The organism is Streptomyces sp. NPDC091209 (genome assembly GCF_044757755.1).
Taxonomy (GTDB): Bacteria; Actinomycetota; Actinomycetes; order Streptomycetales; family Streptomycetaceae; genus Streptomyces.
In genome coordinates, this window is the sequence record NZ_JBIVVR010000017.1 from 87,637 (window position 1) to 111,390 (window position 23,754).

A 23,754-nucleotide genomic window follows, 5' to 3' on the forward strand; every position below is an offset into this window, starting at 1 on the left:
CCCTACCTGAGCCGGTACGCGTACACGGAGGTCGCGACGCTGCACGTACCGGGCTGGACCACCGCGGCGCGCAGCGTCCCGCTCGCCGTGTCGTAGTCGACGCCCTCCGCCTCGTACGTCCCGTCCGTGCACAGGCTGCGCTGCGGCAGGGCGAAGAGGCTGGTGACATGCCCCGTGACCGGCCGGCCGTCCACCTTCCGGTCCAGGTCGACCTGGAGCAGCGGCCGGTCCTCGGGGAAGAGCGCGCGCGAGCTGTCGTCCGAGGCGCACAGCAGCCGGGTGTCGTCGACGAAGTCGCAGCCCTGGATGTCACGGACGGGCCTGTCGAAGGTGATCTGCCCGGCCTGCGGCAGCGCGCCGCCGGTGGGCGGGGTCGAGGGGTTGAGCAGCGGGGCGGGGAAGACCTGGAGCCGGTTCTGGTCCCCCCATTCGCCGGACACCAGCCACTGCCCGTCGGGCGACACGGTCGCGAAGGAGTTGTTCAGCTTCTCGCCCGCGTCGAGCTGGTGGACGTACTCGAAGCGCCTGCCCGCGGGTGTGGTGACGGCGAACATCTTCGAGGGCGCCGTGTCGGGCCCCTGGTAGGCGTCGAACACATAGCCCTGGGCGATGTCCGGGTCGCCCACATGGTTCCAGCCCTTGATGCGCAGGACGAGCGGAATGGAGGCGAGCCCGCGGTGCAGCAGCGAGCCGTCCGCCCGGCTCGCCAGCCCCTGTCCACCGGTCAGCGAGTCGACGTACGACGTGCCGGTCTCGGTCCACACGGGTTCGCCGGCCATCGCGGAGGACGTACTCACGCCGACCGTGAGAGCGCCCAACAGGCAGGTGAGGGAAAGTAAGTGACGCTTCATCAGCAGCCTTCCACATCGACGAACACCGGGTTGGAGTAGAACCATGTGTCGACCCACGGGTCACCGTTTCCGGGCACGTGCGGAATCGGGCCGTGCGGGTCGATCGCCGCACCGAGGTAACCGGCGCCGTTCCTGTTGCCGTCGCTGCCGCGCAGCCGGACGTAGAACGGCTCGTCGCCGGCGACCAGCGGAACGCGCAGGGTGTACGTGCCCTTGCGGCCGCTCACGTCCTCGGTCCGGACCACCTTGGTGTCGGGAGCCCGCCAGACATCGCGGTCCTCCGCCCGGCCGCGCACCGCGCCGCGGATCACGTCGACATGCGCCAACTCCGGAAGGATTCCCCGCGGGTTGGGGCGTGATGCCGTCGTCACGGTGACCGACAGGGTGAGCCGGTCGCCCTTGCGGACGCGCAGGCGGCCGCCCAGGGTGACACCCGCCCCGTGGTCGTGGTCCCGCTTCAGGCGGACGTCGAGCCCGTCCAGCAGATGCCCGTGGTCCAGCCAGACCCGGCCGGCGCGCAGGCCCGCCATCACCGAGCGGTAGCCGTAGTGGGTCACGCCGACGTGGGTGCGGCTGAACTGGCCGGGCCAGAAGTCGCCGCCCGGCTGCTGGGCGTCGGTGTTCACCGGGTCGGGGACGTGCCCGGTGTTGTCGAAGTTCTGTCCGGGCGCCCAGTCGCCGTTCTTCCAGGTGTCGAAGACGACGCGGTGCACATCGGAGTTGGTGGTGATGGTGAACAGCCGGCCCTCGGCGAGCATCGCGTCCCACATGCCGCCGACCGTCGCCGTCATCCAGTCGAAGCCGCCGTAGAGGACGTACGCGTCCTCGGGATAGCCGGCGAAGGAGCTCTCCGAGGGCTTGTTGACGTACTCGCCGCGCTGCTGGCCCGAGCCGACCCAGCCGGGGATACCGCCGCCCTGGGCGCCGGGCGCGCCCTCCATACCGATCACGATCTCGGGGGCCGCGTCGCGCCAGTTGCGTATCTCGTGCGGGGAGTCGATCCCCAGGCGTGACGGGTGGTTGGCGAGGACCAGCACGTCGTCGACGTACCCGGTGCGGCGCCGCTCGGCCAGCCACTGGACGGCCTTGACCGCGTGCGCCTCGTTGCGGGCCGTGTCGGGGCTGGTCGGCGAGCCCGCCGTGTAGCCCAACAGCTTCCCGTCGTAGGCGAGTTCGAACTGGGTGAGCAGGTCCACCTCGTGCGGGCCCGGGGCGGCGAAGACGGTGGCGTGCTCGGCCGCCGGGATGTACCACTCCAGACCCTGGAAGATCAGCTGGCGCGGGTTCGCGGCGCGCGCCTTCAGGATCTCCTGGTGCTCCAGCCGGGCGCCGTAGGAGGCGTGCCCGAAGTTGGAGTGCTCGTTGAAGACCATCCAGTCGAGGCCGTACTCGGCCCCGGCGCGGGCGAGTTGGGAGAACGTGTACTTCGCGTCGTGGCTGTAGACGGAGTGGACGTGATGGTCGCCCACGAGATACGCGAGGCGCGGGTCGCTGCCGCCGTGGCCTCTCCCGGACGCCGCCGCGGGCGTCGCGAGCGAGCCGGCCGCGAAGGCCGCCCCGAACAGGCCGGCACCGCGCAGCAGTCCGCGCCGCGACAGGCCCTGCGGATCGAGCGCGGCGGGGGAGACGGTCGGATCGGCCCAGGTGGGCAGTCGCTGCTCGGTCATGGTCGTGTCGGTCCCTAGGTCAGAGGGTCATGAACGACGTTAAGGGGAAGGCGTGTTCGTCGCGCGAGGGGTGGCGGCCGTATCCGGCGCGCGGTCGCCGCCGTACGCCCGGCGGCGGCCCCTTGCCGCGCCACCCTCGTCGTACGGCCGCGTGCCACCGCGCCCGGCCGATCTTCCGTCGTCCACGCGTTGGAGAATGGCGCGCTCCCAGGACCCCCGGATGACACCGCACTGAAGCCCTGGGGTCGACTCGATGGCGGCGCAGTGGGCGGCGGGCTCGACCTCGCCGGCGCCCGTCGTGTGCGGCACGGCGAGGAAGGGAGTCCTCGGCCCGGTGGGATTCGATGTGGTGGTGACGGCCGAGCCCGTGGCCGTGGTGGCACGCTGCTTCCTGGAAGACGTGGGTGAGACAGGTGGTCGTGGCGCGTTCCCTCGCCGCGCGACCTGCCTCCCCGCACGAACTGTGAAGGTGGTACTTGCGTGAGGCTGACCATTCTGGGCGGCGGCGGATTCCGCGTCCCGCTCGTGTACGGGGCGCTGCTCGGGGACCGCGCCGAGGGCCGCGTCACCCGGGTCGTGCTGCACGACCTGGACGCGGGACGGCTCTCCGCCGTGGCCCGTGTCCTCGCCGAGCAGGCGGCCGGGGACCCGGACGCGCCGGAGGTGACCGTCACCACCGACCTCGACGAGGCCCTGCGCGGCGCCGACTTCGTCTTCTCCGCGATCCGCGTCGGCGGTCTGGAGGGGCGTGCTGCGGACGAGCGCGTCGCCCTCGCCCAGGACGTCCTCGGCCAGGAGACGGTCGGCGCCGGCGGCATCGCGTACGGCCTGCGCACGGTGCCCGTCGCCGTGGACATCGCGCGGCGGGTGGCCCGGCTCGCCCCCGACGCCTGGGTCATCAACTTCACCAACCCGGCCGGACTGGTCACCGAGGCCATGTCCCGCCACCTCGGCGACCGCGTGATCGGCATCTGTGACTCGCCGGTCGGCCTCGGGCGCCGGATCGCCAAGGTCCTCGGGGCGAACCCGCGCGAGGCGTGGATCGACTACGTCGGGCTCAACCACCTCGGCTGGGTACGGGGACTGCGCGTCGCGGGCCGCGACGAACTCCCGCGGCTGCTCGCCGACCCCGGGCTGCTCGGCTCCTTCGAGGAGGGCAAGCTCTTCGGCCCGGAATGGCTCCAGTCGCTCGGCGCCGTTCCCAACGAGTACCTGCACTACTACTACTTCAACCGCGAGACCGTCCGCGCCTACCAGCGGGCCGACATGACACGCGGCGCGTTCCTGCGCGACCAACAGGCCCGGTTCTACGACGAGATGAAGCAGTCCGACGCCGCGGCCCTGACCGCCTGGGACCGGACCCGGGCCGAGCGCGAGGCCACCTACATGGCGGAGAACCGGGACGCGGCCGGTGCCGGAGAGCGCGACGACGACGACCTCTCCGGCGGCTACGAGAAGGTGGCGCTCGCCCTGATGCGCGCCATCGCCCGGGACGAACGCGCCACACTGATCCTCAACGTCCGCAACCGCGGCACGCTGAGCGTCCTCGACGCCGAGGCCGTCATCGAGGTGCCCTGCCTGGTCGACGCCAACGGCGCGCACCCCGTCGCCGTCGACCCGCTGCCCGGTCACGCCACCGGACTGGTGTGCGCGGTCAAGGCGGTGGAGCGGGAGGTGCTCTCGGCCGCCGAGTCGGGGTCCCGTGCGACCGCGGTGAAGGCCTTCGCCCTGCACCCGCTCGTCGACTCCGTGAACGTGGCACGCGCCCTGGTCGACGGCTACACCGCCGTACACCCGGGCCTCGCTTACCTGAAGTAGGCCTCGATCGCCGTGGACTTACGGTGCGGGACCGCGTGTGCCCGTGATCGGCGAGGGCCCGAGGCACCGGGGAGGCCCGGGCACGGGATGCCCGCCTCCGGTGCCCGGCCCGGCGGACGCCTGAGCCCCCCGGCTTCCGCCGGCCTCCGTACGGACCCGGCCTTCGTACGGACCCGGCGCCCACGGACGTTGCCCGCGGACGTTGCCCGGGCCCGCAGGTGTTGCCCGGGTCCGTCTCGATGACACCCGCTTTGCGCACGGGACTTGCCGACGCCTTGACGATCCGTTTCCTGCGTGTTCAACCAGCCGCCTGTGCCCGCGTTGTGTAGCGTCCCTAAGGTCCCTGAGTGCTTCGAGTGCGTCGAGTGCTTCGAAGGAAGGGACTCAAGGGACTCATGGACAGACCCCTCGCCGTCCGGGCTCGCGGGATCACCAAGTGCTTCGGCGACACCGTCGCACTCGACGGCGTCGATCTCGATGTGGCACGAGGTCAGATCCACGGACTGGTCGGACCGAACGGTGCCGGCAAGACGACCCTGCTCGGTCTCCTGCTGGGCCTGGCCGTCGCGGACGAAGGCCGCCTCGAGATCCTCGGCACGCCGCTCCGGCGGGCGCTCGCCGCCCCCGACGGTGTCGCCGGCTTCGTGGACGGGCCCGGTCTCTACCCCTCGCTCACCGCCCGGCAGAACCTCGCCGCCCTGGCCGCACTCCGCGGCCAGGGCGCGCGGGCGGCCGGGGTCGGGGACGTGCTCGACCAGGTCGGGCTCACCGATGTCGCCGACGACCCGGCCCGCGGCTACTCCCTCGGCATGCGTCAGCGGCTCGGCCTGGCGGCCGCCCTGCTCACCGAGCCCCGGCTGCTGGTCCTCGACGAACCGTCGAACGGCCTCGACCCGGCCGGAAAACGCCATGTGCACGGTGTCCTCGACCGGCTCGCGGCGAACGGGACCGCGGTCGTTCTCTCCAGCCACCGCATGGACGACCTCCAGGCCCTGTGTTCCGAGGTCACCATCCTCGCGACCGGACGGGTCGTCTTCACCGGCCCGCTGAGCAAGCTGGCCTCCGAGAGCCGTGAACTCGACTACCGGGTCCTCACCTCCGACCCCGGGGCCGCCCGTCTGCTGGCCCTCGACACGGCCGGGATCCGGGTCGTCGACGACGCCACACCACGGCACGACGCCGACGCGCTCGTCGTGCGCGCCCTGGTCCCCGCCGTCGACGAACTGGTCGTCGGGCTCGTGGGCGCGGGCATCGCGCTGCGCGAGCTCGCCCCCGTGGTGTCGCCTCTCGAAGCCGCGTTCCTCGCCCTCACCGAGCAGAAGGAGACCGGCACATGACAGCGACCGTCGCCGAGGACGGTGACCTCGGAGCACAGGGTCTGGAGGAAGCCGTCGCCGCCGCCCCCCGTGTCTCGGTCGCGCGTGTCTACCGCTTCGAGCTGCTCAAGCTCGTCTCGCAGTGGCGGATCCGACTGCTGGTCCTCGCCTGCTGGATCGTGCCGGCGCTCTTCGTCGCCGCGGTGAGCCAACAGAGCACGCTCCCCGTCGACACCCTCTTCGGCCGCTGGATGCACGCCACGGGGTGGGCCGGAGCGCTGGTGATGCTCGGCTTCGCGGGCACCTGGGCGCTCCCGCTGCTGACCTCGGTCGTCGCCGGCGACGTGTTCGCCTCCGAGGACCGGCTCGGTACCTGGCGCCATCTCCTCGTGGCCGTCAGGTCGCCGCGCCGGATCTTCGCGGCGAAGGCGCTGGCCGGACTCACCGTGATTCTGCTGCTCGTGGCCGGACTGGTCGCCTCCAGCTCGGCCGGCGGGGTCGTGGCGGTCGGCAACCAGCCGCTGGTCGGCCTGGACGGCCACCTCCTGACACCGGCGGACGCCGCCGGCAAGGTCCTGCTCGCCTGGGTCTGCGTCCTCGCCCCGACCCTGGCCCTCGCCGCGATCGGCCTGCTCGGGTCCATCACTCTGGGACGGTCCCCGATGGGACTGCTGCTGCCCGCGCTCGTCGCGCTCGCGATGCAGCTCGCCCAGATGATGCCGCTCCCCGTCGCCGTGCGTCTCGCGCTGCCCAGTTACGCGTTCATCGCCTGGAGCGGTCTGTTCACCAGCCCGGCACAGCTCGGGCCGCTCCTCATCGGCATCGCGGTCAGCCTGCTGTGGGCCGTGACGGCGACCGTGGCGGCCTACGCGCTGTTCATGCGGCGCGACTTCACCGACGTGGCGCACGACGGTTCGGGCCGCAGCGCGGTCACCGCCGGAGTCCTGCCGCTCGTCGCGCTGGCCGCCGTGACGGTCGTGGTCGTCGGCGCCGCCACCGGGGCCACGGGCTCCGGCATCGAGCAGGACAAGGTGCAGCGTTCGGCCGCCACGGCCTTCGCCCACCTCTACCGGCTGCAGACCCGGCAGCTCAACCGCCCCGCCGTCACGGAGGCGCAGCTCAAGGTCACGGCGAGCTGCGACAAGGGCAGTGTCAAGGTCGCGGCCGAGGGGCCGGGCAACGACTGGCGCTGTGTCGTCTCCTGGCATCTTCCCGGCGTCGACGCCGTGGGAACGGCCGTCTACCAGCTCGATGTCACCCCGGACGGCCGATACATGGCCGACGGCGACGGACCGAAGGAGGTGAACGGCTACTTCCTCGTCCGCACACCGACCGGAGACGCACCGAACCCGCTGTGGCAGTTCGACGGCAATGTCGACCTGCTGGCCACCTCGAAGGGATGACTCCATGCAGGTAACGCGCCGCCGCCGGCATGACGAGAAAGGGCTCAAGGGCCTTCTCGGCAGACACACCGGCAGACGGATACCTCTGGTGACGGCAGGCACCACCGTCCTCGCCCTGGTCGCCGCCGGGGCCGCATTCGCCCAGACGCGCCAGTTCGGTACCGACCAGGTCGGCCAGGTCACCGACCGGGGTCAGGTCGTCTCCAGCGACCAGTACATCGCCCCGTACGGCCAGCGGCTCGTCGTCGACAACGGAAAGATCATGTCGTCCTCGGTCAGCCCGGACGGCACGCACCTCGCGGCCTCGGTCACCGACGGCGGGAGCGCCCTGTCGATCGTCGACCTGAAGAACTGGAAGGTGCAGCAGCTCGTCAGCAGCGCCGCGTCGTCGGTTCCGCGCATCAGCGGCAACAGCGTGGGCCAGGAAGGCCCCACGTACTCACCCGACGGTTCGCAGCTCTGGCTGGGCCAGACCGACGGCTACACCCGGTTCACCGTGAACCCGGACGGCAGCGTCACGAGCCCGGTGTTCGTCCCGATCGCGGCGGACGGGCCCAAGCACGCGCTGGTCGGCGCGGCGGTGTTCTCGCCCGACGGCTCCACCGTGTACTCCGCGGTCAACGGACAGAACCGGGTGGTCGCCATCGACGCGGCGACCGGGACCGTCCGGCAGGGCTGGAACGTGGGCAACGCCCCGCGTGACATGGTCGAGGTGGGCACCAAGCTCTACGTCAGCAACGAGGGCGGGCGCCCGGCGCAGGCCGGCGACACCACGATCAACTCCTACAACACCCAGGTGCCGGCCGACCCGATCACCGCGGCCGCCACCACCGGAACCGTCAGCGTCATCGACCTGGCGGACCCGGCCGCCGCCGTCGCGAGCATTCCCGTCGGTCTGCACCCGACCGCCCTGTACGCCAAGGACAAGGCGCTGTTCGTCACCAACACCGCCACCAACGACGTGTCCGTCATCGACACCGTCAAGAACAAGGTCGTACAGACCATCGCGACCCAGCCGTGGCCGGAGGCGTCGGTCGGCTACGAGCCCGACGCGGTGACGCTCACCGACGACGGTCATCTGCTGGTGACGCTCGGCCGCGCCAACGCGGTGGCCGTCTACCGGTACCGGTCCCCGCAGGATCCGGTCCGGTACATCGGTCTGCTCCCGACGGACTACTTCCCCGCGGAGATCGCCGCCGTCGGCAAGGACGTGGTCGTCTCCAACACCCGTGGTATCGACGCCCGTCGGACCATCAGCGGCACCGGGCACGGCACCCACGACACGACGTCGAGCGTGCAGCGGTTCACGCTGCCGGACGACAGCGTGATCAGGGCCCAGACGTCCAAGGTCTTCCGGCAGAACGGCTGGACCCACGGGTCGGTCACCCAGTCCAGGGGCAGGAGCCACGCGAAGCCCGTGCCCGTCCCGCTGCGGCTCGGCGAGCCCTCGACGATCAAGCACGTCTTCCTGCTCGTCAAGGAGAACCGGACCTACGACCAGGTCTTCGGGGATGTCCCGGAGGGCAACGGCGACCCGTCGCTTGCGCAGTTCGGCGAGAACGTGACGCCGAACCAGCACGCCCTGGCCCGGCAGTTCGGGCTGTACGACAACACGTACGACATCGGCACGAACTCCGCCGAGGGCCACAACTGGCTGATGCAGGCGGACGATCCGGAGTACACCGAGTCCTCGGCCGGTGAGTACCTGCGCAGTTACGACACCGAGGACGACGCCCTCGGCCACCAGCGGACCGGCTTCCTGTGGACCGGCACGCAGGCGACGGGCAAGTCGGCACGGGACTTCGGCGAGTTCCAGCAGTTCCTGACCAAGCCGGCGGCCGCGAGCTGGCAGAACCTGTACTGCGACTCCAAGAACATGGCCTCGACCGGGCAGGACACCGGGTACACACTCAACTCGTCCTCGCCGATCCCGTCGCTCAACGACGTCTCCGTGCACGGCTTCCCGAAGTTCGACACCAGCGTCCCGGACATCTACCGGGAGCAGATCTGGAAGCAGGACTTCGAGAAGAACGGTCCGGCGAACCTGAACATGTTCTGGCTCTCCAGCGACCACACCGGCGGTCCGGCGAACGCGGCCGCCCAGGTCGCGGACAACGACCTCGCGACCGGCCGGATCGTCGACGAGATCTCGCACAGCAAGTACTGGAAGGACTCGGCGATCTTCGTCGTCGAGGACGACTCCCAGGCCGGTCTCGACCACGTGGACGGCCACCGTGCCCCGATCCAGATCATCAGCCCCTGGGCCCGGCACGGCGTCGTCGACAGCCACTACTACTCGCAGATCACGCTGATCCGGACCATCGAGCAGATCCTCGGGGTCCACCCGATGAACCAGAAGGACAGCGCCGCCACCCCGATGAGCGCGGCCTTCACCCGGCACGCGGACTACACGCCGTTCACCGCGCTGCCCAACCGGACCTCGCTGACCGACGGCCTCAAGACCCCGCCCTCCTGCGGTGTGGACACCCCGGCTCCGCAGGACCCCAGCGCGGCGCCGGTGCCCTCGGCGAAGGTGCCGGCGGCCGAGCGGCCGCTCGCGGCGAAGTGGGACACCTGGAAGTCGCACCAGCGGCTGACCGGACCCAACGCCATTCCGGACTTCGCCAACCCCGCGCAGATGAACCACTTCACGTGGTACCAGACGCACGGGTGGACCAAGCCGTACCCCGGTGAGCACCGGATCTTCGCGCCGCAGGACGTGCCGGGCGCCTACCTCCCGTCGTCGGAGTCCGACGGCTGACGGCTGACGGCTGACTCACGACGTGCGACGGCTGATGGCTGACGTACGACGTGTGACGGCTGAACCACCTGCGTGACACGATGGGCCGCCCGGATCCTCCGGACGGCCCATCGTGGTGTGCCACGCGTTGTCCTGCTGTCGTCGTCCTCAGCCCGTGAAGCCGGCCGTGATCGACGTGAACTGCCAGGTGCTCTGGCTGATGCCGGAGCAGTTGCTCACGACGCCGCCGCCGGGGCAGGACCGGTCGCGGTTGACCGCCCAGTAGGCGAGCCGGGCGATGTGGTGGGAGTTCGACCAGTCACGGATCGAGGTCCAGATCGCCGGGGTGGTGTTCTCCTGCTGGTCGGACAGGCCGTTCATGCCGGAGATACCGATGTGCGAGTAGGCCGTGGCGTCGTCCCAGCCGAAGGTCGACTTCAGCTTGGTCTTCAGCCCCTCGGCGGCGTTGACCGTGTTGCCGTACATGTCGGAGCCGCCGCCGAAGTCGAACGGCATGATGGTGAAGACGTCGATGTTGGCGTTCAGGGACTGCGCCTGCTCGATGAGCCGGTTGCCGTAGTAGGTCGGGCCGGTCGTCGAGGTGCCGAAGGTGACGATCGTCTTCAGGCCGGGGTTGTTGGCCTTGACGGTCTTCAGGGCGGTCAGGATCTTCGCCTGGACGGCTTCGTTCTCGAACTCGTCGGTGTTCTCGATGTCCATGTCGATCGCCTTGAGGCCGTAGGCGTCGATCACCTTCTGCAGAGCACCGGCGAGCGCGCTCGCCGAGGAGCAGTTGGCGCCGAGCTTGCTGCCCTGCCAGCCACCGAACGACGGAACGATGTCACCGCCCGCGGAACGGATCTGGTTGATGGCGGTCTGGTCGACGCCACCGGTCAGCGCGCGGCTGCCGTCCCAGGCCGGGGTGCAGCCGCCGGAGTCCAGCACGAACGCCATCGTGAACCACTTGATCCCGGTCGCGCTCATCACCGTGGTCGGGTTCGGGGGATCGCCCCAGCCCTCGTACAGATAGGGAGCGGCCTGCTTGAAGCCGGTGCCGCCGCCCCCGCCGCCCGCGTCCGTCGTCACGCTCACGGAGTTGGAGGCCGCGGAGGTGTTCCCGGCCGCGTCCCGCGCCTTGACGGTGAACGAGTAGGCCGTGCTCGCGGACAGCCCGCTGACCGTGGCACTCGTGCCCGACACGCTCAGGAGCTGGTTCGATCCGCTGTAGATGTCGTACGCGGCCACGCCGACGTTGTCGCTCGACGCGCCCCATGACAGTGACACGCTGGAGGAACTCTTGCCGGTGGAGGTCAGGTTGGTGGGCGCGGTCGGCGCCTGGGTGTCGGAACCGCCACCGCCGCCGCCGGGACCGTCCAGGCTGATGTCGTCGGCGTAGTAGGTGCCCTGCGCGTACCAGCCGTGGACGTAGATCTTGACGCTGGTCTGCGAGGCGCCGGTGGTGAAGGGCACGGTGAGCTGGCTGTACGCCGACGTGGACGTCGTCCAGTTCGAGGCACCGCCGTCCACACCGAGGTAGACGTAGCTGCCGCGGACCCAGCCCGTGAGGTTGTACGTCGTGTTCGGCTGGACCGAGACGGTCTGGGTGCACTGGGCGTTGTCGCTCGAACTCGCCGCGCCCGCAAGGGCTTTGGAGCCGCCGTGCACGGGGCTGGAGACGATCGAACCCAGGTTGCCGGAGCAGGACCAGGGGGAGAGGCTGCCCGTTTCGAAGCCGGGGTTGGACAGGATGTTGGCCGCTTCTGCCGTACTCGGCAGGGCGACCGCGCCGGCGAGCGCCAGCGCGGCCGTGCCCAGCAGGGCGAGGAGGCGGTGTCTGGAACGTCTGAGCATGGTCATGCGCACGCGATCTCCCTGGAGATATGGGGGTGTTCGGGAGTGCAGAGAGGTGCGCAACCAAGTTGGTATGGACCAATCCCGCTGTCAAGACACTGAGCGGAATTGGTCCAGACCGGTAAACGTGTGGGGGTGGGCCAGGCGAGGGCTAGGCGGGCGCGATGGCCGCCGTCGCGGCCGTGGTGGCCTGGGCGGAAACGGCGTTGGCGGCCGCCTCGACCGGGGCGGACAGCACGGACGCGGACTCCACGATCGGCGCGGGCACGGCGGGCAGCGTCGGCACGGGCGCGTCGGTCCGCTGCGGCGGCAGCGACACCGGACGCACCGGACGCGGCCCGGAGACCACCGTGTAGTCCTGTCCGAGGAACGGCGGGACCACCTCGCCCGTCTCCTCGCCGAGCGCCAACTGCACAGCCGCCCAAGGGGCGTTCACCCCGCACTGGGAGAGCTGGTGCAGCCCGCCCGCGGGACGGGTGTTCACGTCCATCAGGACCGGCTCGTCGCCGTACATACGGAACTGGATGTTCGACAGATAGTGCAGCCCGAACGCCTCCGCGAGCAGCCGGGCGGGCTCGATCCACGCGTCGTCGAGGGTGAAGCCGCGGCGCCGGCCGTTCTTGGTGCGGCCGATCGCCATACGGACCCGGCCGTCAGGACCGGTGAGGCAGTCCACCGACACCTCCGGCTGTCCGAGGTGCGGCATCACCAGCCAGTCGACCGGCTCGTCGGCCGCGCGCAGCGCCTGCACGACCAGCTCCAGCGGCACGTACGCGCTCGGGAACCCGTTGAGGTGCATCATCGAGAAGGGGGTGCGGGTGATCACCCGGAAGCCCACACCGCCGGCTCCGGCAGCGGGCTTGAAGCAGGCCCGCTGACCCGCGGCCTCCAGCTCCTCGACCGCCGCGACCAGTTCCTCCTCGGTGCGCACCCGCCACCACGGAGGCACCGGAATGCCCACGGCCTCGACGGCCTGGTACGCGGTGGCCTTGTCGTGGAAGACCGCCTCCGCCTCCGCCGGCGGCGCAAGCAGCGCCGTACCGAGCGCGGCGAACTCGGCGCGCTGCGCCACGATCGCCGCCTGGTGCAGGACCGGCACGAACACGTCGACGGAACGGCGCGCGCACATGTCGAGGGCGTACTCGACGTAAGCGCGTGGCGACAGGCCCTCGGGCTCCGGCTCGGCGGTGTCGGCGGCGGCCAGTACGGGAGAGTCGGCGTCGCCGTGGGTGGCATGGATCTCGACCGCGCGGTGCTGCGGATTACTTCGCAGCTGATCCATGAAGAACACGTTCTCCGCGTACGTGCGGTTGAGCCAGACGCGTACGCGAGAGCCCATGCAAGCCACCTTTCACGGTTCGCGGGCACGGCGGAGCGGGCCGGGCCCGGCCAGGGGTAGGGGAGGTACACCGAGCCGTCGCACGCCAAAGCAGATTCGAGCGGCGGTGTTGGGGCGATCATAAGGGTCGGGGGACCCTGGTGCTGCTACAGGGATGTTACGGATTCACCGACCTGCCCGCCCGGGCCTCCTTGTCCGGCGCCCGGCGCGTGTGTTCTTGTGTGGGCATTCGCCTTTCTACGGGGGTGGCGCGTGCGGCCGACAGACGGCGGTGGCGGGAACCTGCTGGCCATCAGCGACCTGCACATCGGCTACGCCGAGAACCGCGCCCTCGTCGAGAACATGCGCCCCGAGACGGACGAGGACTGGCTTCTGGTGGCCGGTGACATCGGCGAGATCGTCGACGACGTCAGGTGGACCCTGGAGACGCTCGGCGCCCGCTTCCGCAAGGTCGTCTGGGTGCCGGGCAACCACGAACTGTGGACCCACTCCAAGGACCCCGTCCAGCTCCGGGGAGTGGCCCGCTACGAGCATCTGGTGGCGCTGTGCCGGGAGTTGGGCGTCACGACGCCCGAGGACCCCTACCCTGTCTGGAACGGCCCGGGAGGCCCCGCCGTCGTCGCGCCGCTCTTCCTGCTCTACGACTACTCGCTCCTGCCGCGGGGCTGTGCCACCAAGGAAGAGGGGCTGGCGTACGCCCACGGGACCGGCATCGTCTGCACGGACGAGTACCTGCTCCATCCCGACCCCTACCCGAGCCGCGAGGCCTGGTGCCGGGCCCGGGTGGCCGCGACCGAGCGCAGACTCGCCGAGATTCCCGACGACCTGCCCGTCATCCCGGTGAACCACTATCCGCTGGACCGTCATCCGATGGACGTCCTGTGGCACCCCGAGTTCGCCATGTGGTGCGGCACCCTGGCGACGGCCGACTGGCACCGCAGGTTCCGCGTCGAGACCATGGTCTACGGGCATCTGCACATCCCACGGACCACCTGGCACGAGGGTGTCCGCTTCGAAGAGGTGTCGGTGGGCTATCCGCGAGAATGGCGTAAGCGCCCCGGACCGCCGGGCACGCTGCGCCGCATTCTGCCGATGGAGGTCAAAGCCGGTGATGGAGGAGCTGCTTCCGGAGTCGGTCGTGGCCGTGGAGAGCCACGGTGACGACGCGGCCGAGGGCGCGACCCTGTACCCCGAGGAACTGGCGGTCCTGACGCGCGCCGTGGGGAAGCGGCGCCGTGAGTTCACCACCGTGCGTGTCTGCGCACGGCGTGCCATGGAGAAGCTGGGCGTGGCCCCGAGCCCCGTGCTGCCGGGGGAGCGGGGAGCGCCGCAGTGGCCGTCGGGGGTCATCGGCAGCATGACGCACTGCGAGGGCTACGGAGCCGCCGCCCTCGCCCGCGCCACCGATCTGGCCTCCCTCGGCATCGACGCCGAACCCCACCTGGCCCTTCCCGACGATGTCCTGGAAGCCGTGGCCCTGCCCGGCGAGTCGGCCCGCCTGGACCGCCTCGGTGCCCGGTCACCCGTCGTCCACTGGGACCGGCTGCTGTTCAGCGCGAAGGAGTCGGTCTACAAGGCCTGGTTCCCGCTCACCGGCAAGTGGCTCGACTTCTTCGAGGCGGACATCGACATCTCCCTCGAACCGACACCCTCCACCCGCACCCTGTCGGGAGGCTTCCGCGCCCAACTCCTGGTCCCGGGGCCGGTGGTGGACGGCGTTACCGTCCAGGCCTTCGACGGACGCTGGACCGTCCAGAGCGGGCTGGTCGCGACGGCGGTCACGGTGCCGCGCGGTCCGGTCCATCGCCCGGTCTGACGACTGAACAGGCCCAGAAATCAAGGCTGTTGGCGCCCGGTTGCGTACCCTCGACACAGTGACGGACGACAGCGCGGCAGACATTCCGCACGATGACATGAACGGCAACGCGAACGACCTCGACGAGCTGCTGGCCGCGTACGACGCACAGATGCGTGGAGTTCTCCCCGCCCTCCCGGCCGGGGTCGGAATTGAACGCGACGGGCCGCTCCTGCGGGTCGTCGGACACTTCTGCGGGTTCGTCATCGCCCCGCGCGACCCCGGGCTGAGCGGTGCCGACCTGGACCGCCTGATCGTCCGGCAGCGTGACTACTTCGCGGCGCGGGGGGAGGCGGTCGAGTGGAAGACCCGCAGCCATGACATGCCGACGGACCTCACCGACCGTCTCCGGGCGGCGGGATTCGTCCCCGGGGACCCGCAGACCGTGCTGTTCGGACGGGCCGCCGACACGGCGACAGAGCCGGTGGTACCGGCCGGCGTGGTGCTGCGCCGGGTGGCGGAGGATGCAGACATCCGCCGGATCGCCATGATGGAGTCCACCGTGTGGGGCATGGACTGGCGCCGGCTCCACGGGTTCCTGAGCGGCCAGATCGCGGCGGCCGCGGACGACATCGCCGTCCTGGTCGCCGAGGCCGACGGCGAGGTCGTCTCCGCCGCGTGGCTGGTCCTCAGCCCCGGAACGGCCTTCGCCGGACTCCGGGGCGGCACGACCCTGCCGGCCTGGCGGGGCCGCGGGATCTACCGGGCGCTGATCGCGGCCCGAGCCCGACTCGCCGTGGCTCGACCGCCTGCGCAGGGTCAAGGCCACGTACGACCCCCGCAACGTCTTCCAGTACGAGCAGAGCATCCCACCGGCGTCCTGCTGACGGAGGTACGAAGGGCGGCCACCACGGCGGGCGCGGCACCTGGGCACCCGCCACGTGCGCCGCTGTGCGCTCCCCGCCGGCCGCGGTCCTCGCCGAGACCTCCGGCGAGTTCCGCCGCCGGCTCCGCGCCCTGATCCGCGAAACGGAGGGCCGGGACGCGGAGCCGACGGCGGGGGCGATGGACCCACAGTCCACGAAGGGCACTTCGGCCGTCGAGGTGGCGACGGATGCCGGTGTCGGGGGCACTGGACTCCGGTCGATGTCGAGCCCGGCCGCGTCGGCCTGATGTTCTCCAAGGGGGCACATGGTCTGGTCTCTGTTGCGTCGCGGGCGGGCGAAGCCCAGGCTCCCGCTGCCCGGCGTATGCGCGCATCGGCGGCATACGTTGCGCACGGAGCGTCTCCTGCTCCACACCCCGGAGACGTGGCCGGACCTGGCGGCTGCCATGGCCGCCGGCTCGGACCCCGAGGCCCAGCGATGGCTCGGGGGAACAGACGTCATAACCGACGCGCAGGCTCGCGAGACCCTCCTGGAGCTGCGCCCCGGTGACACCGACGCCCTCCGTTCGTCCCCGGGGGTCCGAAGCCTGCCGGCCCGTCCCGTCGAGATCCGCCCCGACCGAGCGGCAGAGATACTGGTCGCCGTGCGTCTGGACGACGGCAGATACGCCGGGTCCGCTCAACTGCATCCCGGCACCGGGCGGATCGGCGGATCGCTGGCTCCGCATGCGCGTGGCCAAGGGCTCGGAGCAGAGCTGTTCGCGGCCGCCGCGCTGCTCGGCCATACCCACCTGGGGCTTCAGGTGGTGCGGGCGGGACACGAGTCGGCGAACACGCGCAGCGCGCGGGCGCTGGCGGGGGCCGGCTTCGTCGCGGACGACGGGCCGCCGCGTCACACCCTGGAGGACGGCCGCGAGATCGACGCCCGCTGGCTGCGGCACACGGCCCCGGGGCCGACCTCCCGCTGCCGCGCTGCCGGACCCGCGGTACCGAGCGCACACGCGGAGAGTTCGGCCGACGCGGAGCACCAGGAACCGACAGACATCGACGATCGCCTGTCTTGAGCCGCCTTCCTGCGGCCATCGCCAAGGAGGCAACCGCCCGGAAACGCTCGCCCGAGGAGTGATCCCGGCGCGGTCAGGGGCGCGCTCCGCCGTGATCAGATCCCTTCGGGGCCCCGGTACGACAGAGGGCCCTTCGCGGTGCGTCCATGCGAACGGCCGGTTGAAGACCGCTGCCGTCCGCTCGGCGGGCCGGACGCCCGCAGAGCTCCTCGCGACCCGCTCCCCGGGCCCCGCTCACGTCCAGTCCGGCTCCGGGCACCAGGAGTGCAGCAGTTCGAAGAACGCCTCCTCGTTGCCCGCGAGGCCCGCCGCCTTCAGGGCCCGCTCCGCCTCGGCGAGTACGGCGGGCGGGACCATGGGTGGTCGGCCTCCGTCCGGCGGGCCGTCGAAGGCTGCTCGTACCGTCTGGAGGAGGCGGAGGTAGGCCTGCACGGCGGCGCGTTCGTGTTCGGTCAGTACGGCGGTCGGCATCGGACGGCTCTCCCGGGTCGGCTTGTCGTGACACTGGTGCTGACCCCAGCTTGCCGCCCGCCACTGACAATCCGGTTTCCGTCCGAGGAGGTTCGCCCGCTTAGCGGAGGCGAAACCTCACGGAAATCCCTTGTGGGACAGGGGCCCTACGCTGGAGACGAGAGCTGGGGCCGCCTGCCGGGCGGCCCCGGAGTCGTCATTCCGGCGGCTCGGGAGCCGCCCTCGCGGCGGCCTGGGAACGGAGGTCGGTCCGTGGTCGACGTACAGCCTCGGCAACCGCGGCGCACCCCGCGGCTGCGTTCGGTCGGTGACGGAGAACTGCGCCTGCACCACCGCGTGGTGCACGGTTATCGGCGCGCCTACCGGATGGCCGGTGAGGGTCCGGCGCTCGTCCTGATCCACGGCATAGGCGACTCCTCCGCGACCTGGGCGGACCTGATCCCCGACCTCGCCCGCACGCACACCGTGATCGCCCCCGATCTGCTCGGCCACGGCGCATCCGACAAACCGCGCGCCGACTACTCGGTGGCCGCCTACGCCAACGGCGTGCGCGATCTGCTGGCCACCCTCGACATCGAGTCCGCCACCCTGGTCGGGCACTCGCTGGGCGGGGGAGTGGCGATGCAGTTCGCCTACCAGTTCCCCGAGCGCACCGAGCGGTTGATCCTGGTCAGCGCGGGCGGCGTCGGGGGTGAGGTCAACCCCGTCCTGCGGGCCGTGTCGCTGCCGGGCGCCCATCTGATGCTCTCCACGCTGCGACTGCCCGGAATGCGACTCCAAGTCGGCCTCTTCTTACGTCTGATGCGTCTGCTCGACACCGATCTGGCCCAGGACGCACCGGAGTTGTTGAACCTGGTGGACGCGCTGCCCGACACGACCTCCCGCAGCGCGTTCATCCGGACGCTGCGGGCCGTGGTCGACTGGCGCGGCCAGGCGGTCACCATGCTCGACCGCTGCTATCTCACCGAGGGCATGCCCACCATGCTGCTCTGGGGAGACCGGGACAGCGTGGTGCCGGTACGGCACGCCCATGGGGCGCACGAGGCCATGCCGGGCAGCCGCCTGGAGATCTTCGAGGGGGCCGGTCACTTCCCCTTCCACAGCGATCCGGCGCGCTTCCTCGCCCTGGTCAGGGAGTTCACGACCACCACCAGTCCGGCCGACTGGAGCCGCGAGCACTGGCGGGAACTGCTGCGCGCCGGGCGCCCGGGTACGGCGGCCGGGCAACCGGACACCGTCCACAACCGCACGGTGGAAAAGAACCTGCGCGAGGCGAGCGAACGCAGTGCGACCTGAGGTCCTGACGCGGGGCGCCGTCCGATGCCGGCACGCCGTGCCGACGGACGGTGCCCTCGCCTGCTAACCCGCCGGTTCGCGGGCGTCGTTCCCCGATCTGGTCGTCACCCGTCCCCGGGCGGCCGCGACGACGGGCGACCGGCGCAGGGCGATGGACATGCGCACGAGGTCGCGCGGGCCGTCGGTGTGCGCGAACGGAGATCCGGTCGCGGGCGGTTCCGCGGCCGCCTCCGCCGCGCTGATGACGCGGCCCTCCGGGTCGGCGGCCCTGGCCCGCACCGCGACCGTCACCATCGCGGCGTCCGCCTGGGCATGCGCCTCGGCGGAGGACGAGCCCGCCGCGACCGCGGCGCCGTACGCCCGGGAGCGGACCCCGGAGTCGAAGTAGGGGTAGAGGCTCAGCATCCCGTCATGGATGTCGGACTCCCGCTGGGTGACCTGGAGTTCGGCGGGCGACCACCAGGAGATCCGCACCGCGCGGTCCTCCGGTACGGAGACCGGCCTCAGCTCGCGCCACAACGGCCCGAGTCTGCGATAGGTCGACCAGGTGTTCCAGCTGTCCCCGATGCGCCGCCAGGCCAGCGGAAGGCAGAATCCGACGGCGGTGATCTGGGCCCCCGCGGAGGCCAGCATCGGTGCCACATCGGTGCTGAGGCCGTCGAGGTTCGCGCCGTTCCAACGGGCCACCACGGCGGTGAACTTGGCGGCGGAGTAAGGGATGTTGCACAGGGACCCGAAGGCGATGATCACCAGCCCGGCGCGCAGCCGGCCGCGCACCTGTATCGCCCAGCGCCAGCACACGAAGTTCATCGCGACACCGGCGACGGTGAGCGACGCGAGGTAGAGCACGATCATCTCGCGGATGAACGGGGTGTTGGCGTAGTAGGTGTCGAGGTCCCGCAGCCGCTCCTCGGGGGCGTCCCCGAGGACGAACAGGACGATCAGCGCCACGCCGACCGCCGTGTACCCGAGGATCCAGCGGCGTGACAGCCGACGGGTCACCTCGGGCGGCCCGCCGCGCCAGTTGATGATCAGCACCAGACAGGAGGCGCTGTACGCGCTCAGCAGGCAGTAGACCAATGGGGCGGAGACGTTGGGTATCCCGGTGATGTCGTTGACGGCCGCGATGGTCGGCGGGGCGGCGAAGAGGAACACCAGGCCCGCGAGGGCGAGCAGCACGCCCACGGAGCGCAGCAGCGGGTCGCGCCAGCCGCGCAGCAGCGCGGGTCCCTTGAAAGCGATCGCGGCGCCCATGGCGATGGCCGGGGTGTAGTAGCTGGATCCGTCCATGGCGTCGGGACCTTCAGCCCCGCGGCCCGCGACAGCCCAGGGACGCTTCGATGCGGCCGGCCAGACCGTGCCGCTGCACCGGGCCGCGCAGCGAGGAACCGGCCAGCCAGGTACGGCACTTGCTGGCGAGAAGGAGCCCGAAGCTCTCGGCCTCCTTCTCGTCGGCCAGGTCGAAGCGGGTACGCGCGGCCACTCTCAGGACGGTGGCCTGGAGGTCCGCCCTGTCGCTGAGTAAGCGCGCCGCGACGGCGGCGCCGTCGACGTGGTGGCTGCAGTGCCCGGCCTTCATGTGCCACAGCTCGTGGCCGAGGATGACCAACTGGTGGTCGGGAGCCGTGCGTTCCTCGATGACGACCAGGTCCTGTTCGGCCATGTCGAGCCACAGACCGCTGGCGGTGCCGGGAGGGAAGGCGGCCGTACGGAACTGGACGGGACGGCCGCGGCGTCTGCTCATCGCGCAGCACAGCGCGGTGTAGAGGTCGGCGGGTGCGGCCGGCGCCGGGAGCGACAGCTCCGAGACCAACTCGCCGCACAGGCGGCGCATTTCCCTTCCGATGCCCACTGCTCTCCCCCGGCTCACGACTCTGGCCGTTTGACGCTCTCCAGGAGCATGTCCAGCCATTCCGCGACCTTGTCCCGGTGCTGGTCGGTGGGCAACTGCGCGGCCCGCCAGGCGATTCCGCGGACGCCGTGGTCGAGCAGCAGCCGCTCCAGCGGATCGCGGCCGACGGAGGCCGCCGCGCGTTCGCGGTCGGCGAGCCGCTGCAGGAGTTCCTGTTCCGAGCGTTGGAGGGCGCCTACGAGCGCTTCGGAGTCCTCGGCCGTGAGGAATCCGGCGTGCACCCGGAAGAAGCGCTGGATGGCGTCGCAGTGCTCCATGGTGGGGCGCCGGTCGCCGTTGATGAGGGCGCCCGCCTGCTGGCGCGACATGGCGGCGCCGTCGGCGATCTCCTGCTGGGTGTAGCGGCGGCCGTTGGGCTTGAGCCGGGTACGGCGCAGCAGGTCCAGACGTTGCAGGAACCGTGCCTGCAGGTCGGGTTCCCCTGCGGGGCGGCCGTTGAGCAGGGCCTTCACCACGGGTTCGGGGACGCCGGACTCGGCCGACAGCCGCCGGACGTCGAAGACTTCGGCGTGCGGCACGCCGAGCCGGTCGGCGAGGGCGGTGACCCTGGCCACGACGGCCTGCAGCAGAACCGTCGCCGTGGCGCACGGAACCTCGAAGCCATCCGTCACCGACAGATCTCCTACGTCTCTCTCAGGTGGCTCTCACGAAGTTCGGGAACCATGTGGACACGAAGGTCAGAAACCATCCCGGCGGCAAGACCGGGGAGCCAACCGGAGCGTAGCCCGTCCCTCGAACTCACATCCAGGTCTCGCCACAACTGTGGCGAGATTCAGCCGTCAACAAGCGCCAAATGCCACGATAGTTGACACGCTCGTCCCCGGGCAGCAGGATCGGGGCGCCGCGTGAAGGCCGCAGAGGCAAGAGGGGTGGACCTCCCGATGGCGTACCAGGCAGGAAGGCAGCGGTCCCAGCCGCGACCTGTCCCCGAGAGTCTCGAAGCGCAGGCGTACCTCCAGGACTACGCCGCGCTGGTCGAGGCCGTCCCCTTCCCCTCCGTCGTCTTCGACCACCGCTGGGACGTCGTTCTGTCCAACGCCGCGTTCGAGACACTTTTCGACGGCGTCGGTGCGCATCCCACCGCCATGCCGGGTGACAATTTCCTGCGCTTCGTGCTGTTCCATCCGGACGCGGGGTCGATTCTCGGTGAGCACGAGTCGAGTTGGTGCCTGCCGATGCTCGCGCACTTCGCGGCGGCGGTGGAGCGGAACGGCCAGGACCGCGGACTCCAGGCGATCCGCCGGGACATCGCCCAGGACCCGATCATGGACGCCGCGTACCGGCACGGCCTGCCGCACTGGATCGAGGCGGTCGGTCCGCGCGCGGTCGAGCACGACGGTGCCGTCCGCCCGCTGGTGCACCCCGATCCGCGCTGGGGCAGGACGGACTGCCGGATCGTCGACGACACCCCCAAAGCCCTTCAGGACATGGGCTATGCGCGGATGACGCTGGTGTTGCGCGAGGCGGCCCGGCCGGTCACGGGCGGACCGCGCAAGGCCCGCAAGACACGCAACGGCGCGGCGGAGCTGCGAGCGGTGTGACCCCCGGCGCCGGTGTGAGCCGGTGACCCCACCCGCTCCCCGGCGCTGGTACGAGCCGTCGCGGGCGCCCCGCCTGTGTCGCTGGTGCCCGCCCGCGCCCGGCCTGACTCGTCCTGCCGTGTCGCCGGCGCGGGTCCGCGCCGGGCTCGACCCGCCTGTGTCGCGGGTGCACGTCCCCGCCCCCGCCATGCCCCGTCGCCGAAGGTTTCCGCGACCTCCCGGGGACCCCGCGAAAGGGACCGTTCAGCAGGCGGCCGGCATCACCAGGACGAGCGGCACACTGGCGCAGGGGACGAGCCGCAGGTCCTCGTGGCGGGTGGGCCGGGCCGCCGCCAGCACGGCCGCGAAGTCCGGTCCCTTGGTGAGTGATCCGGCCAGATGGGCCGGGTCGGCGGAGGCGGCCACCCGCCCCCGCGCGTTCACCAAGTAGGCGGCTCCGGGAAGCCGTTGGAGGAGCGGAACGACCGCGCCCTCGAAGTGCCGCAGATACACGTCGGCCGCCGCGACCCCCACGAACCGGCCCTCCACATGGACCGGCGCGGACAGGGTCAGGCTGTACTCGTCGGAGCAGAGGTAGTCGACGTAGGGCCCGGCGACCGCGCGCTGTCCGGTGTCACGGGGGAGGGCGAACCAGTCCCAGTGCGTGTAGTCCGAGTACGCGGAGTGCGCCGGATCGAGGTCGAGCAGCAGCGGTCGTACGCCCCCGTCGGAGCCCTGCTGCCACCATTCCAGCCACGCCGGTACGTCGGCGAGCAGGCCCGGTGCCGCCACGAAGCCGGCGCCCGACACCAACTCCTGCCGGGTGAGCCGCAGATGCAGCCCCGGGCGCAGTGCAGCGAGGTCCACCGTCGCGGGGCGGCGGCCCTGCGCGGCGACGCGGGTGAGCAGCGCGGTCGTATCGGCCCGCGTGTCGGCGACCGCGTCGAAGACGGCCTCCAGCGTGCAGCGGACCTGCGCGGCGACGGCCGCCTCGGCGGTGGCGTCAAGCGTCGCCGTAGCGCCGACCGGGCCGGGGCTCCTGCTCATGGGTGCCCTCCAGTGGACGCGGACCTGACATGGCGCGCGGCATCGAGAGGCGGAGGGTGATGAGCCGCGCCGTCGAGTCCTGTACGCACCGCTCGGCCAGCGTTCTGGCCGAATCGTGGGCCCCATCTTGCACGGCCGAGATTACGGAGCGGTGACGGTCTGCGACTTCTTCACGATATTCGTCGTCCCCGAGGACCAGGCACATGAGGGCGCCCACCTCCGTCTGGAGCACGACCTGCTCGCGGGTCAGCCGGGCGGACTGTGCCGCCGCGGCGAGCTCGACGTGGAAGCGGCCGTAGACGCGGCTGCGGGCGGCGGCGTCCTCGGCCGACGCCAGGTCGGCCAGGGTGCGCCGCAGTGCCTTGAGGTCGTCCGGCTCCGTCCGCTGCGCCGCGAGCCGGGCGGCCGCCCCGGACAGGGCGGCCCAGTGGTCGCCCAGGTCGCGCAGTTCCTCGGTGCTCCAGCCGGCCAGCCGGGCCAGCAGTCGCTCCTCGCCCGGCACTTCGGGCAGCGACACGAAGCTGCCGCCGCCACGCCCCCGGCGCGTGGTGACCAGTCCCTGCTGCCGCAGGGCCATGAGGGCCTCGCGCAGGGTGACCGTGGACACGCCGAGCTGCCCGGCCAGCTCCATCTCTCCGGGAAGCTGCTCGCCGTCGGCGAGCAGCCCGAGTTCGATGGCGTCGCCGATCCGGTGTACGACCGTCTCGACGCGCGCGCGGTTGTCCACGGGAGTGAAGACGGCTCTGCGAACGCCGTCGCCCCTGTGTTGCTTCACGGT

At 71.2% G+C, this 23,754-nt stretch carries 20 protein-coding genes and 1 pseudogene; 11 read left to right on the plus strand and 10 right to left on the minus strand.

From position 1 onward, the window contains the following. Positions 1-2: 2 nt before the first annotated feature. Positions 3-851, minus strand: coding sequence for a hypothetical protein (locus ACIQRL_RS35815; RefSeq protein WP_401339497.1), 849 nt, complete (start codon positions 849-851; stop codon positions 3-5). Then, positions 851-2,518, minus strand: a complete 1,668-nt coding sequence (locus ACIQRL_RS35820) for a histidinol-phosphatase (RefSeq protein ID WP_401339499.1) — start codon at positions 2,516-2,518, stop codon at positions 851-853. The genes ACIQRL_RS35815 and ACIQRL_RS35820 overlap by 1 nt, the downstream gene beginning before the upstream one ends. 480 nt (positions 2,519-2,998) lie before the next feature. On the opposite strand from ACIQRL_RS35820, the gene ACIQRL_RS35825 reads away from it, so the two are divergent. The 4 genes from ACIQRL_RS35825 (at position 2,999) to ACIQRL_RS35840 (ending at position 9,816) form a co-directional block, all read left to right on the plus strand. Beyond that, on the plus strand, positions 2,999-4,336 hold the full coding sequence (locus ACIQRL_RS35825; protein ID WP_401339501.1) for a 6-phospho-beta-glucosidase: 1,338 nt from the start codon (positions 2,999-3,001) through the stop codon (positions 4,334-4,336). Positions 4,337-4,731: 395 nt separating this feature from the next. Continuing rightward, complete coding sequence (locus tag ACIQRL_RS35830; protein WP_401339503.1) at positions 4,732-5,673, plus strand: ABC transporter ATP-binding protein; 942 nt, start codon at positions 4,732-4,734, stop codon at positions 5,671-5,673. Further along, positions 5,670-7,055, plus strand: a complete 1,386-nt coding sequence (locus ACIQRL_RS35835) for an ABC transporter permease (protein ID WP_401339506.1) — start codon at positions 5,670-5,672, stop codon at positions 7,053-7,055. Before ACIQRL_RS35830 ends, ACIQRL_RS35835 begins: the two co-directional genes overlap by 4 nt. A gap of 4 nt (positions 7,056-7,059) precedes the next feature. Beyond that, the gene (locus ACIQRL_RS35840; RefSeq protein WP_401339508.1) at positions 7,060-9,816 is read left to right on the plus strand and encodes a bifunctional YncE family protein/alkaline phosphatase family protein; all 2,757 of its coding nucleotides are present in this window, start codon (positions 7,060-7,062) and stop codon (positions 9,814-9,816) included. A 147-nt stretch (positions 9,817-9,963) separates the two neighbouring features. Here ACIQRL_RS35840 and ACIQRL_RS35845 read toward each other — a convergent pair whose 3' ends face one another. Both ACIQRL_RS35845 and ACIQRL_RS35850 read right to left on the minus strand, forming a co-directional pair. Further along, positions 9,964-11,652, minus strand: coding sequence for a carbohydrate binding domain-containing protein (locus ACIQRL_RS35845; RefSeq protein ID WP_401339510.1), 1,689 nt, complete (start codon positions 11,650-11,652; stop codon positions 9,964-9,966). A gap of 145 nt (positions 11,653-11,797) precedes the next feature. Then, the gene (locus tag ACIQRL_RS35850; RefSeq protein ID WP_401339513.1) at positions 11,798-12,985 is read right to left on the minus strand and encodes an ATP-grasp domain-containing protein; all 1,188 of its coding nucleotides are present in this window, start codon (positions 12,983-12,985) and stop codon (positions 11,798-11,800) included. A gap of 252 nt (positions 12,986-13,237) precedes the next feature. Here ACIQRL_RS35850 and ACIQRL_RS35855 point away from each other — a divergent pair, with 252 nt between their 5' ends. The 5 genes and pseudogenes from ACIQRL_RS35855 to ACIQRL_RS35875 all read left to right on the plus strand — a co-directional run bounded on the left by ACIQRL_RS35855 (position 13,238) and on the right by ACIQRL_RS35875 (position 16,730). Further along, the gene (locus tag ACIQRL_RS35855; RefSeq protein ID WP_401339514.1) at positions 13,238-14,146 is read left to right on the plus strand and encodes a metallophosphoesterase family protein; all 909 of its coding nucleotides are present in this window, start codon (positions 13,238-13,240) and stop codon (positions 14,144-14,146) included. After that, positions 14,094-14,801 carry a 4'-phosphopantetheinyl transferase gene (locus ACIQRL_RS35860; RefSeq protein WP_401339516.1) on the plus strand — a complete coding sequence of 236 codons (708 nt, stop codon included), beginning with the start codon at positions 14,094-14,096 and terminating at the stop codon, positions 14,799-14,801. The genes ACIQRL_RS35855 and ACIQRL_RS35860 overlap by 53 nt, the downstream gene beginning before the upstream one ends. Positions 14,802-14,898: 97 nt before the next feature. Then, a pseudogene (locus ACIQRL_RS35865) lies at positions 14,899-15,585 on the plus strand (GNAT family N-acetyltransferase); the annotation flags it as partial. Between the two features lie 4 nt (positions 15,586-15,589). Continuing rightward, entirely contained in the window at positions 15,590-15,667 is a 78-nt protein-coding gene (locus ACIQRL_RS35870) for a BBE domain-containing protein (protein WP_401339651.1), read from the plus strand. 385 nt (positions 15,668-16,052) lie between these two features. Continuing rightward, positions 16,053-16,730: a GNAT family N-acetyltransferase gene (locus tag ACIQRL_RS35875; RefSeq protein WP_401339518.1), complete on the plus strand. Its 678-nt coding sequence runs from the start codon at positions 16,053-16,055 to the stop codon at positions 16,728-16,730. 234 nt (positions 16,731-16,964) lie between these two features. Here the strand turns inward: ACIQRL_RS35875 and ACIQRL_RS35880 are convergent, their stop codons facing one another. Then, positions 16,965-17,201, minus strand: a complete 237-nt coding sequence (locus ACIQRL_RS35880; protein WP_401339521.1) for a hypothetical protein — start codon at positions 17,199-17,201, stop codon at positions 16,965-16,967. 252 nt (positions 17,202-17,453) lie between these two features. On the opposite strand from ACIQRL_RS35880, the gene ACIQRL_RS35885 reads away from it, so the two are divergent. Next, positions 17,454-18,497, plus strand: a complete 1,044-nt coding sequence (locus ACIQRL_RS35885; protein WP_401339523.1) for an alpha/beta fold hydrolase — start codon at positions 17,454-17,456, stop codon at positions 18,495-18,497. Positions 18,498-18,560: 63 nt separating this feature from the next. Here the strand turns inward: ACIQRL_RS35885 and ACIQRL_RS35890 are convergent, their stop codons facing one another. From ACIQRL_RS35890 to ACIQRL_RS35900, 3 genes are read right to left on the minus strand one after another with little or no spacing between them, the layout of a single operon-like run. Continuing rightward, positions 18,561-19,787, minus strand: a complete 1,227-nt coding sequence (locus tag ACIQRL_RS35890) for an MAB_1171c family putative transporter (protein ID WP_401339525.1) — start codon at positions 19,785-19,787, stop codon at positions 18,561-18,563. Between the two features lie 13 nt (positions 19,788-19,800). Beyond that, positions 19,801-20,331, minus strand: coding sequence for a toxin-antitoxin system, toxin component (locus ACIQRL_RS35895; RefSeq protein WP_401339653.1), 531 nt, complete (start codon positions 20,329-20,331; stop codon positions 19,801-19,803). Between the two features lie 32 nt (positions 20,332-20,363). Continuing rightward, on the minus strand, positions 20,364-21,020 hold the full coding sequence (locus ACIQRL_RS35900) for a helix-turn-helix domain-containing protein (RefSeq protein ID WP_401339527.1): 657 nt from the start codon (positions 21,018-21,020) through the stop codon (positions 20,364-20,366). Between the two features lie 270 nt (positions 21,021-21,290). On the opposite strand from ACIQRL_RS35900, the gene ACIQRL_RS35905 reads away from it, so the two are divergent. Continuing rightward, a complete protein-coding gene (locus tag ACIQRL_RS35905) occupies positions 21,291-21,950 on the plus strand; it encodes a hypothetical protein (protein WP_401339528.1) in 660 nt (219 codons plus the stop codon). Positions 21,951-22,193: 243 nt separating this feature from the next. On the opposite strand, the gene ACIQRL_RS35910 is transcribed toward ACIQRL_RS35905, so the two are convergent. Then, on the minus strand, positions 22,194-22,976 hold the full coding sequence (locus ACIQRL_RS35910; protein WP_401339529.1) for a hypothetical protein: 783 nt from the start codon (positions 22,974-22,976) through the stop codon (positions 22,194-22,196). Then, entirely contained in the window at positions 22,933-23,751 is an 819-nt protein-coding gene (locus ACIQRL_RS35915; RefSeq protein ID WP_401339531.1) for a FadR/GntR family transcriptional regulator, read from the minus strand. The genes ACIQRL_RS35910 and ACIQRL_RS35915 overlap by 44 nt, the downstream gene beginning before the upstream one ends. Positions 23,752-23,754 lie beyond the last annotated feature (3 nt).

Bases quoted from the DNA above. Each gene is read 5' to 3' on its own strand.
- ACIQRL_RS35815 (WP_401339497.1), bottom strand. From the start codon at position 851: ATGAAGCGTCACTTACTTTCCCTCACCTGCCTGTTGGGCGCTCTCACG.
- ACIQRL_RS35820 (WP_401339499.1), bottom strand. From the start codon at position 2,518: ATGACCGAGCAGCGACTGCCCACCTGGGCCGATCCGACCGTCTCCCCC.
- ACIQRL_RS35830 (WP_401339503.1), top strand. From the start codon at position 4,732: ATGGACAGACCCCTCGCCGTCCGGGCTCGCGGGATCACCAAGTGCTTC.
- ACIQRL_RS35835 (WP_401339506.1), top strand. From the start codon at position 5,670: ATGACAGCGACCGTCGCCGAGGACGGTGACCTCGGAGCACAGGGTCTG.
- ACIQRL_RS35840 (WP_401339508.1), top strand. From the start codon at position 7,060: ATGCAGGTAACGCGCCGCCGCCGGCATGACGAGAAAGGGCTCAAGGGC.
- ACIQRL_RS35845 (WP_401339510.1), bottom strand. From the start codon at position 11,652: ATGACCATGCTCAGACGTTCCAGACACCGCCTCCTCGCCCTGCTGGGC.
- ACIQRL_RS35850 (WP_401339513.1), bottom strand. From the start codon at position 12,985: ATGGGCTCTCGCGTACGCGTCTGGCTCAACCGCACGTACGCGGAGAAC.
- ACIQRL_RS35880 (WP_401339521.1), bottom strand. From the start codon at position 17,201: ATGCCGACCGCCGTACTGACCGAACACGAACGCGCCGCCGTGCAGGCC.
- ACIQRL_RS35890 (WP_401339525.1), bottom strand. From the start codon at position 19,787: ATGGACGGATCCAGCTACTACACCCCGGCCATCGCCATGGGCGCCGCG.
- ACIQRL_RS35895 (WP_401339653.1), bottom strand. From the start codon at position 20,331: ATGCGCCGCCTGTGCGGCGAGTTGGTCTCGGAGCTGTCGCTCCCGGCG.
- ACIQRL_RS35905 (WP_401339528.1), top strand. From the start codon at position 21,291: ATGGCGTACCAGGCAGGAAGGCAGCGGTCCCAGCCGCGACCTGTCCCC.
- ACIQRL_RS35910 (WP_401339529.1), bottom strand. From the start codon at position 22,976: ATGAGCAGGAGCCCCGGCCCGGTCGGCGCTACGGCGACGCTTGACGCC.